We start from the raw sequence: 10,563 nt of genomic DNA on the forward strand, positions 1-10,563 counted from the left end.
CGGGGAGGTGCCGTCCCGATCCCCACCCACCGGATCCCCGGCCAGCCAGTTTCAGCCCGTCCGGCGTTTGAGGACGAGGCCGTTCAGGCCGAAAGGCGGGGGTCTGGGGGCGCAGCCCCCAGGTACGGGACGGGTAGGGGCGGAGGGGGCGAAAAAATGCCTGCCTGGACGTCCGCGTCGAGGTACCCCGGAGGCTCGCCGGAGAAAGGCGGTGCTCCGGAGGGGTGGGGGCGGTGAGAATGGGTGGGTGCGGTACGGGATTCTGGGGGTCACCCAGGTGGAGGACGACCGGGGGGCCCTGCTAGCGGTGGGCGGCCCCCGGGTACGGGCGCTGCTCGCTGCCCTGGCCCAGCGCCCCGACCGCACGGTCGCACCCGAGACCCTGATCGACGAGGTGTGGGCGTCCGAGCCCCCTCAGGACGCACCCGCCGCGTTGCACGCCCTGGTCGGCCGCCTGCGCCGGGCGATCGGGAGGGACACGGTCACCTCGGAGGCGGGCGGCTACCGCCTGCGGGCCGCCAAGGACGACGTGGACCTGTTCCTCTTCGAACACCTCGTGGGAAAGGGCAAGGCCGCACTCGCCCGCGATGACGCCACGACCGCCGGCACCCACCTGCGCGACGCGCTCGCCCTCTGGCGGGGTCCCGCCCTCGCAGACCTCCCCGACCGCACCGCCGCGACCCGCCCGGAAGCCCTACGCGTGGAGGCGACCCGGACCCGAGTCGAGGCCGACCTGCGACTCGGCCGCGCCGATGACGTCGTACCGGAGTTGAAGGAACTGACGGAGGCTCACCCGTACGACGAAGCGCTGCACGCCCTGCTCATCCGCGCCCTGCGCGACGCCGGCCGTGGCGCGGACGCCCTGGCCGCGTACGAGAGGACGCGGCGCCGCCTGACGGACGGGCTGGGCACGGATCCCGGGCCGGAACTACGCACACTGCACGCGGAGTTGTTGGAGGGGGATCGCGAGGGAGAAGGGGCACCGGAGTCCGGCGCCTGGTCGGAGAACGGGAGACAGCCCCGGACGGCGGGTGCGGGTGCGGGTCCGCGGGCTCGCGGGCTGACGGCTCCGGGCTCGGGGACTCAGGATCCGGCGGCTCAGGCTCAGGCACCAGGAGATCCCTCCCGTGCTGCCCGAAACGGCAACATTCGTCCGCGTCTGAACTCGTTCGTGGGGCGGGAACCCGAAATCGACGCCATCCGTTCGGATGTGCAGAGGGCACGACTGGTCACTCTGACCGGGCCGGGGGGTTCGGGCAAGACCCGCCTCGCCGAGGAAGCCGCCGCCGGGCTTTCCCAGGCGTGGCTGGTCGAATTCGCTCCGCTGGACCGGCCGGAGGCGGTCCCCGGTGCCGTGGTCAGCGCCCTCGGTCTGCGCGAAACCGTGCTGATCACCAACGAGATGGCGGGACCGCAGGACGACCCGGTCGCCCTGCTCGTCGAGTACTGCGCCCCGCGCAGCCAGCTCCTGATCCTTGACAACTGCGAACACGTCATAGGTGCCGCCGCCGAACTCGCCGAAACCCTGCTGACGCAATGCCCCGGGCTCACGATCCTTGCCACCAGTCGTGAACCCCTGGGCGTGCCGGGCGAGTTGCTGCGTCCGGTCGAGCCCCTGCCGCCCGATCCGGCGCGCCGCCTCTTCCTGGAGCGGGCGTCGGCCGTCCGTCCCGACGCGGATGCCGCGCTCCATGACTCCGCGGCGGTGGACGAGATCTGCCGGCGGCTCGACGGGCTGCCCCTGGCCATCGAGTTGGCCGCCGCGCGGCTGCGGCTGCTCACGGCCCGGCAGATCGCCGACCGGCTCGACGACCGCTTCCGGCTCCTCACCTCCGGAAGCCGCACGGTGCTGCCCCGCCAGCAGACCCTGCGCGCCGTCGTCGACTGGTCCTGGGACCTGCTCGATGAGCGGGAGCGGACCGTGCTGCGCGAGGCGTCCGTCTTCGCGGGCGGCTGGGACCTGGCGGCCGCGGAGGCGGTGTGCACCGGCCCCGCCGCCGACCTCGTAGGAGCGCTCGTCGACAAGTCCCTGATCGTCGCGACGCCGTACGGCGGAGATGAGGAGGACGGTGGTGAAGGGGGCGGCATGCGGTATCGCATGCTGGAGACCATCCACGAGTACGCCGTCGAGCGCGCCGCCGAAGTCCCCGAGCTGCGTGCCGCGGCCGAGCGGCGCCATCGCGCATGGGTGCGCGCGCTGGTCGAGGAGGCCGATCCGCTGCTGCGCTCCGCCGAGCAACTGCCGTGGATCCGGCGCCTGGAGTCCGAGCTCGACAACATCCGGGCGGCCGTCTACCGCGCCGTCGTCGCCCGTGACGAGGAGGAGGCCGGCGCTCTCGTCCTCGCCATGGGCTGGTTCTGGTGGCTGCGCAACTTCCGCCGCGAGGGCGCGGAATGGACGGACCTGGTGCTGCGGCTGTGCGCCGTCACCGGTGACGGCGCCTTGCCGGCCCCCGGTTGGTGCAGCAGCGCGGGTGCCTCGCACGACTCCGGCCAGGACGCACCCCTCGCCTATCTGGCCGCCGTCGACGCGGTGGCGGCCTTCCTCGAAACCCCCACAGCCGTCCCCGACCGCGACGAGCAACACCCGCTGTACGCCATGCGGATGAGGCTGCGCATGCTGTACCTGTTCATGCAGGTGGAGACCGACCCGCTGGCCGGGCAGGACGACGGGCCGATGCGGGAGTACATCGTGCGCGTGCGGGCCGTCTTCGAGAGGGGTGGCCCCGAGGCGGCGCGCATTCCGGGCGTCATCTGGCCGCTGACCGCCTACTTCCTGGGCAGTTCGGAGGATCTGCGGCCCGCCATGGACGCGTCGGTCGTCAACTGCCGTGCGTACGGCGGCGAGTGGGAGATCGGCTTCACCCTGATGTTCCGTACGCACTTGGCCGTCGACGCTCCGGGCGGAATGGAGGGCGTGGACGACGATGTGGCGGAGCTGCGCGAGCTCAGCCGCCGGGTGGGCGACCGCTGGATGCGGGCCCAGGTGTGCAGCGCGGCCGGTGAGGCGGCCATGTCGCGCAGTCTCTTCGAGGAGGCGAAGAGGGAGTACGAGGAGGCGCTGCGGCTCTCCTTCGAGGTGGGCGCGTACGCCGAGGCGCCCTTCCTCATGGCCCGGCTGGCCGAGATCGCCTACCGCGCGGGTGAGCGGTCCCGGGCGCTGACGGCTCTTGACGAGGCGAGCGCCGCGTCCGATCGCTACGGGGTGGCGGACGCCCGCGCGTTCGTCAATATGCTGCGTGCCCAGATGGCGCTGGACGACGGGGAAGTCGCCGTCGCCCGCGAACTGTACGAGCAGGCACGCCTGGAGAGCGCCCGTGGTACCCCGCCCCCGCAGTTCGTGGCGGCACTGGACTGGGTCGACGCGGTCATCACGGCCGCCCAGTGCGGCCCGGAGCACGGTCTGCGGAAGCTGTCCGACGCCCTGCCGGCGGCGGTGGCCGGACGCTGTGCCGATGTGGTGCTGGCCGGCCTCGTCGACTGCGCCGCGGGCCTTCTCTCCGAGCTGGGCGACCATCCGCGCGCGGCCCGTCTGCTCGGCGTCGGTACGCGCTGGCGCGGCGGCCATCCCCGGCGCGCCCAGGAGAGTTCGGCGGCCGAGCGCACAGAGGCCGCCGCGCTCGCGGCCATCGGCCCCGTCCGCTACGAGTCGGAGCGCGCCACGGGTGCGGACTTCACCAGGAACGACGCCCTGCGAGACCTGGCCGAGGCGCTGAAGGAGCACCCCGCCGACGCGTAGCCGCACGGCTCGCAGGAGCACCCCGCCGACGCATGTTCGCGCCGCCCACCGGAGCTCACTCGCACAGGAACTTCGACTCCGCCCAGTCCGCCAGTGCCGTCGAGTCGAGGACGGAGTGGGGCTCGACGACGAGGCGGATGGTCTTGCGGCCGGTGAGGTTCACATGGACGGGGATCGCCCGGTCGCCGCCCTTGACCAGCGATGACTGCCACATGCGGGAGCCGTCCGCGTACACGGAGAAGCGCACCTGGCCAAGGCCCAGTGTCATGTCGTCGACGCCGACCACCGCGTCGTAGGCCGAGCAGTTGCGGTTGAGGTCGATGGTGACGGAGGAGTGGCCGTGGACGGTCACCCCGTGCGCGTACTGCTTGTCCGCGATCGACACCCCGTAGCGCTGCCACACCCAACTGCTCTCGCCGAGCCGCATTTCGGGCTTGGTGCCGTCGCCGTTGACGCCGTAGTCCAGCTCGCTCCACTGGTAGACGACCGGCGCGGGCGGAGGCGGCGGTGTCGGAGTGGGGGGCGGGGGAGGGGTCGGCTTGGGCGCGGGCTTCGGCTTCGTCGGGGTGGGCGACGGTTTGGGCGTGGGCTTCGGGGTGGGCTTGGGTGTCGGAGTGGGGGTCGGTGTGGGAGTCGGCTCGGGCGCCAGGACCACCGGCGGCTTGGGCGCGGGCGCCTTCTTCGGCGGCTTGGGCGACGGCAGTGGTACCTCGGCGGCGGGCGAGACGGCCGGCTTTGCCTCGGGCTTCTTGGGCGAGGTTTCGTTACCGGCCAGGGCGAGCGCCAGCGCTGCCGCGGCCACCGCGACGACACCCGCGGCGATACCGGCCTTGACCGGCGCGCCCAGCCCCTCCGAGGCGGCCGCGCCGCCACCCGCGCTCGCCCCGCCGGAGCTGCCGCCCGCCGCGGAGGCCGCACCGGCTGCTCCGGCTGCACCCGCGCCGGCCCCACCGGCGATGAGCGCGGCGGCCTTCGCGTACCCGGCGGCACCGAACCAGCCGATGACCGCGATCGGCACCAGCGACGGGATCCCGCTGGCGACTTCCTTGATCTGGCCTGCCGCCAGGCGGCACTTGGCGCACTCCTCCAAGTGCTTGCGCAGCCCGCGTTCGGCGCGCGTACGCAGCCCGCCGCGGGCGTAGGCGCCGAGCCGGTCGGCGTAGCGCGCGCACTCCTCGTCCGTGGTGAGCGTGGCGCTCACATGTGCCTGGAGGTAGGCCTGCTTGAGGCCTTCGCGGGCGCGACTGGCCAGCACACGCGTGCCGTTGGCATCGAGCCCGAAGAGTGTGGCGACGTCGCTCGGCGACTCGTCCTCGACCTCGGTGTGCCACAGCACGGCCTGCCAGCGCTCCGGCAGCGACCGGAACGCCTGCATGGCCATGGACTGCTCGGCCTCGTGCATCGCGCGCACATCCGCGCCGAGGTCGAGTGTGTCGTCGTCGGACACCTCGGAGCCGCGGGCGGCCTGTGCGGCGAACACCGCGAAGTCGTCGACCAGTTGCTCGCGCTTCGCCGTCTTCGTCCAGTTCGCGGCGACCCGGCGGACGGTGGTGAGCAGATACGCGCGTACGGCGTGCTCGGGGCCGCTGCCGCCGCGTACGGCCTGCAGCATGCGGGCGAACACCTCGGCCGTGAGGTCGTCCGCGGTGTGCGCGTCCCGGCAGCAGGTGCGGGCGTACCGGCGCACGGCCTCGGCGTGGCGCCGGTACAGCCCCTCGTACGCCGTGTCGTCGCCCGCGCGCATCCGCTCGATCAGATCGGCGTCGGACGGCGGCGGATCGACCGGGGGCGGCAGGACGCTGCCGATGTCCCGCCGGTCGAACCGGTCACGCTGCGGCGGGACGCTGGGATCGGGCCCGTTGCCGGAGGGCGGGACTCCCGGGGTGCCGTTGTCGGAGGGCGGGGCACTCGGGGCGCTGTCCTGCGGACCGCCCTGGCTGGGTACCTGTTGGGACGGCAGCCCGCCGGTTTCCGTGCCGCCGTCCGCGCCACCGTCACCGAGTGACTCGTCCCGCCCGTCAACGCTCATTGCGGAAAGCCCCCGCCTGCACACTCGGACCCGAATACCGGGCAAGACTGCCACAGGCTTCAGTGGCTTGACGCCCCTGCACGGACCAACCACTCGTCCGTGGGGACTTCCCATACGCCAGCACTAGCCGTCACTCTTTTGGGGAATAGTCAACGAACGGCTCCCGAGAGGGAGTTGGCGCCGTGCCTGGAATATCCGGAGTGCGACCGGTGGGCCTGGTGCGCGAGTGTGACGGAGTGACGTAGCACCCGCGCCCAGACAAGCCCTGGTGCCCGGTGTTCGTACCCGGTGTTTGTGTTTGTAACCGGTGATCGTGTTCGTCGAGCCGCTCACGCCGGACGTGAGCGCAGCCCCTCCAGCAGGATGTCGAGGAGCCGGGCCGAGGCAGCCGCCTGCTGAGCGGCGTCCGGCAGCGCGGGCGCCGCAGTCGCGATCACCAGCAGTACGTCCGCCACGGTCACGTCCGCCCGCAGCTCGCCCGCCGCACGCGCCCGCTCCACCAGCCGGCCCACCACTTCGAGCAGTTGCGCCGCACCCGCGTCGTCCGCAGCCGCGATCAGTACCTCCTCCGCGGGCACTGACCGCTGCTCGACGAGCCGCAGCTCGGAGACGAGTTGGGACCGCTGCTGCGGTACCCGTGCGTCCTCCGCCTCCGTGCCGTCCTCCGCGACGCCGACCCGCAGCACCTGCGGCGGCAGCAGCCGCCCGGCACCCGAGGCCACCGACGTGCGCAGGAAGCGCGAGAGCGCCGACCACGGCTCGTCCTCCTGCCCGAGCGCCGCACGTGCCTGGTCCGTCAGCCGGGAGGTCTCCTCCTCGGCTATCCGGCGAACCAGGACGTCCTTGCTCGGGAAGCGCCGGTACACCGTGCCCACGCCGACCCGGGCGCGCCGCGCCACGTCCTCCATGGGCGCGCCGTACCCCAGCTCGCCGAAGACCTCGCGCGCCGCGCGCAGTACGTGTTCCAGATTGCGCTGTGCGTCCACGCGAAGCGGCGTCGTGCGCGATCCGGTGCCCGGACCGCGGCTGTCGCCGCCCGCTGCCGCGCCGACGATGCCACCGGACGCGGTGGCTGACGCGGATGACCAATGAGATTCCTGAATGTGCATAAGCGTTCCCCCGGTAATGACGTCTCCCCCCGGAGACTCTCCCCGCCATCGGCAGCCGGAGCGCGCGGAACAAGCTTGTGTGCACGAGTCCGTCGTACGGACTCGTCGAGCGCATCCCCCTACACCCCGTCGACACACGAACATAGTTGAGAGGGGGTCAATTCAGAAGGGGCAGGTTCCGCACGGAGCGCCCCCCGATCGGAGTACGGGTCGTTTACGTCCCTATTGCTCCTCCTCCCGATAGCCCTTGGACCCGCGCTGACCTGCGCTTATTCCTCGTAATCCGGCGATTCGGCCAACCCCGCGCGCAGTCGGCGGCCGGTCACACAAATTGTCGAGGCTGTGGACAAACTCCAGAGCTGGGTGCGTCATGGGGTGGTGAAGGAACGTGCGCGCATTCTCATGGTCGGCGGCGGCTACGTCGGGATGTACACCGCTCTGCGGCTTCAGCAGAAGTTGAAGGCCGAACTTAAACGGGGCGAAGTCGAGATCACGGTCCTCTCCCCGGACCCATATATGACTTATCAGCCGTTCCTTCCGGAGGCCGCCGCGGGCTCGATCTCGCCGCGCCATGTGGTCGTCCCGCTGCGCCGGGTCCTGGACCGCTGCAGGATCGTCATCGGCGAGGCTCAGTCGATCGACCATGCCAAGCGCACGGTGACCCTCACGACCCTCGCCGGCGACGAAGAGGGCGCGGGCCCGGAACACATCTCGTACGACGAACTCGTCCTCGCCCCCGGCTCGATCGCGCGCACCCTCCCGATCCCCGGTCTCGTCGAGTACGCCATCGGCTTCAAGACCGTCGAGGAGGCCATCGGCCTGCGCAACCACGTCATCGAGCAGATGGACATCGCCTCCTCCACCCGCGACCCCGCGATCCGCGACGCGGCCCTGACCTTCGTCTTCGTAGGAGGCGGTTACGCGGGCGTGGAGGCCCTCGGCGAGCTGGAGGACATGGCCCGCTACACCGCGCGCTACTACCACAACGTCCAGCCCGAGGACATGAAATGGATCCTCGTCGAGGCCTCGAACCGCATCCTCCCCGAGGTCGGCGAGGAGATGGGCAAGTACACGGTCACCCAGCTACGCCGCCGCAACATCGACGTACGACTGGACACCCGCCTCGACTCCTGCGCGGACCGGATCGCCGTCCTCAGCGACGGCGCCCGCTTCCCGACCCGTACGGTCGTGTGGACCGCCGGGGTGAAACCGCACCCGATCCTCGCCGCCAGCGATCTCCCCCTGAACGAGCGCGGCCGCCTCAAGTGCACCCCCCAGCTGACCATCGACGGCACCACGCACGCGTGGGCCGCGGGAGACGCCGCCGCCGTCCCCGACGTCACCGCGGAACCCGGTACCGAGACGGCGCCCAACGCCCAGCACGCGGTGCGCCAGGCCAGGGTCCTCGGCGACAACATCGTGCACTCCCTGCGCGGCGAGGAGCTCGAAACGTACTCCCACAAGTACGTCGGCTCGGTCGCGTCCCTGGGGCTGCACAAAGGTGTCGCGTACGTCTACGGGCGCAAGCTGAAGGGCTATCCTGCCTGGTTCATGCACCGCGTCTACCACCTGAGCAGGGTGCCTACCTTCAACCGCAAGGCCCGTGTGCTCGCCGAATGGATCCTCTCGGGGCTCTTCAAGAGGGAGATCGTTTCTCTCGGTTCGCTCGAACATCCCCGCGCGGAGTTCGAACTCGCGGCCGGTGGAAAACATCCTCTCGACCCGAAGCTCGGCCCGAAGGGGTCGTCCTGACCGGACCCTGGAACTCCACCGGTCAGGCCGGCGTCTGACGGATGTCGGTCCGGTCGGCCAGACTGGTCCACGACCTTGGGCGGGCCCACCGCTCGCCCTTCTAACCCACGAGGCCTTCCCCACAGTGAACTTCACGCGCTGGAGCGCCCGGCTCCCCGGAACGCAGCGCCGCACCGCGGCGCAGACCGAACACACGGTCTCCCCGGACCTGCGAGGGGAAGGCGCTCCCGTGCCGGCGGCCCGCGCCGAGCAGCTGACCGACGACGCGCCGCCCGTGCCCGCCGTCGACGAACTGCCGGTCCGCGACGTCCTCGACCGCGTCCCGGCCCTCGTGGCCCTCGTCCACGGCCCCGACCACCGCGTCGCGTACGTCAACGACTCCTACACGGCGGCCTTCGGCGTACGACCGATCGGCGAGCCGGCGCGCGAGGCGCTTCCCGAGCTGAACGAACTCGGCCTGCTCCCGCTCCTGGACCAGGTCCTGCGCAGCGCCAGGTCCCGCACCGTCAAGTCCCGCAAAACCTCCAACGGCCGCTCGTACACCTTCACCTGCACCCCCGTGGACACCTCTCCGGAGACTGAGGGCCAGGGCGGCGGCGTACTGATCTTCGCGACCGACGTCACCGACCACGCCGAGGCCGCCGAGCGGCTGCGCGCCAGCGAACGCAGCCAGCGCGAGACGGCCGTCACCCTCCAGCGCTCCCTGCTCCCGCAGGAGCTGGAGGAGCCCGACGACCTGCGCATCGCGGCCACCTACCAGCCCGGCGGCACGGAGGCCGCGGTCGGCGGCGACTGGTACGACGTGATCACCCTCGGCGGCGGCCGCACCGCGCTCGTCATCGGCGACGTCATGGGCCGCGGGGTGCGCGCCGCGGCGGTCATGGGCCAACTGCGCACCGCCGTACGCGCGTACGCCCGCCTCGACCTGCCCCCGCACGAGATCCTGCAGCTCCTCGACGGCCTCGCCACCGAGATCGACGCCAACCAGATCGCCACCTGCGTGTACGCCATCCACGACCCGAACGAGGGGCGGCTGATCTACGCCTCCGCGGGCCACCTCCCGATCCTCGTCCGAGACGAGAGCGGCACCGTCGTGCGTGCCGACGAACCCACCGGCCCGCCGCTCGGCACCGGCGGCTGGCTGCACACCTCCGGCTCGGTCCCGCTCGGCCCCGGCTCGACGGCCGTCCTCTACACCGACGGCCTCGTCGAGCGCCGCGACGAGGACCTCGACGAGGGAATCGCCTCCCTGGAGCGTGCCCTCGCCGGTGCCACCGGCACCCCCCAGGTCGTCTGCGACCGGCTGGTCCGCTCGGCGGGCGTCACCGCCGACCACGACGACGACGTGGCCGTCCTGGTCCTTCAGCACCCCGCCCGTACGGGTCCCAACGGCGACCTCTTCCGTAACGCCGCCCTGGAGTTGCTCGGCGGCGTGGAAGCGGCTCCACGCGCGCGTGCCTTCGCCTCCGGCGTCCTGACGAGCTGGCACTTCCCGGCCGACCTCCAGGACCTCGGCATCCTCGCCGCCAGCGAACTCGTCGCCAACTCCCTCCAGCACGGCACCCCGCCGATGCGCCTGCGCCTGCGCCGCACCGACCGCCGCCTGATCATCGAGGTCACGGACGGCGACGACCACCTGCCCCGCCGCCGCCGCGCCGAGCCCGCCGACGAGGCAGGCCGCGGCATCGCCATCGTCGCCACGATCGCCTCCGGCTGGGGGTCGCGGCGTACCCCGGGCGGGGGGAAGGCGGTGTGGTGCGAGTTCGCGTTGCCGCGGGCGGACGGGTGACCCCTGGGCGGGGTCGGGGTTTCTTCGCCCCCTCCGCCCCTGCCCGTCCCGTTTCTGGGGGCTCTGCCCCCAGCCCCCCGTATCGCGCTGAACGCGCTCGTCCTCAAACGCCGGACGGGCTGAAACGGGGCGGAGCCCCGGAAGC

At 72.0% G+C, this 10,563-nt stretch carries 5 protein-coding genes; 3 read left to right on the top strand and 2 right to left on the bottom strand.

The window, feature by feature from the left end:
• The first annotated feature begins 247 nt into the window (after window positions 1-247).
• Entirely contained in the window at window positions 248-3,739 is a 3,492-nt protein-coding gene (locus tag AB0N66_RS42135; RefSeq protein WP_365446203.1) for a BTAD domain-containing putative transcriptional regulator, read from the top strand.
• Window positions 3,740-3,794: 55 nt separating this feature from the next.
• Here the strand turns inward: AB0N66_RS42135 and AB0N66_RS42140 are convergent, their stop codons facing one another.
• Together AB0N66_RS42140 and AB0N66_RS42145 are read right to left on the bottom strand one after the other, a co-directional pair.
• A complete protein-coding gene (locus AB0N66_RS42140) occupies window positions 3,795-5,768 on the bottom strand; it encodes a sigma-70 family RNA polymerase sigma factor (RefSeq protein ID WP_365446206.1) in 1,974 nt (657 codons plus the stop codon).
• A gap of 329 nt (window positions 5,769-6,097) precedes the next feature.
• Entirely contained in the window at window positions 6,098-6,877 is a 780-nt protein-coding gene (locus AB0N66_RS42145) for a helix-turn-helix domain-containing protein (protein WP_365446209.1), read from the bottom strand.
• Between the two features lie 375 nt (window positions 6,878-7,252).
• Between AB0N66_RS42145 and AB0N66_RS42150 the strand changes: the two genes are divergently transcribed.
• Both AB0N66_RS42150 and AB0N66_RS42155 read left to right on the top strand, forming a co-directional pair.
• The gene (locus AB0N66_RS42150) at window positions 7,253-8,629 is read left to right on the top strand and encodes an NAD(P)/FAD-dependent oxidoreductase (RefSeq protein ID WP_365446215.1); all 1,377 of its coding nucleotides are present in this window, start codon (window positions 7,253-7,255) and stop codon (window positions 8,627-8,629) included.
• A gap of 124 nt (window positions 8,630-8,753) precedes the next feature.
• Entirely contained in the window at window positions 8,754-10,418 is a 1,665-nt protein-coding gene (locus AB0N66_RS42155) for a SpoIIE family protein phosphatase (protein WP_365446212.1), read from the top strand.
• The last annotated feature ends 145 nt before the right edge of the window (window positions 10,419-10,563 follow it).

Source organism: Streptomyces sp. NPDC093544, from assembly GCF_040683495.1.
Classification (GTDB): domain Bacteria; phylum Actinomycetota; class Actinomycetes; order Streptomycetales; family Streptomycetaceae; genus Streptomyces.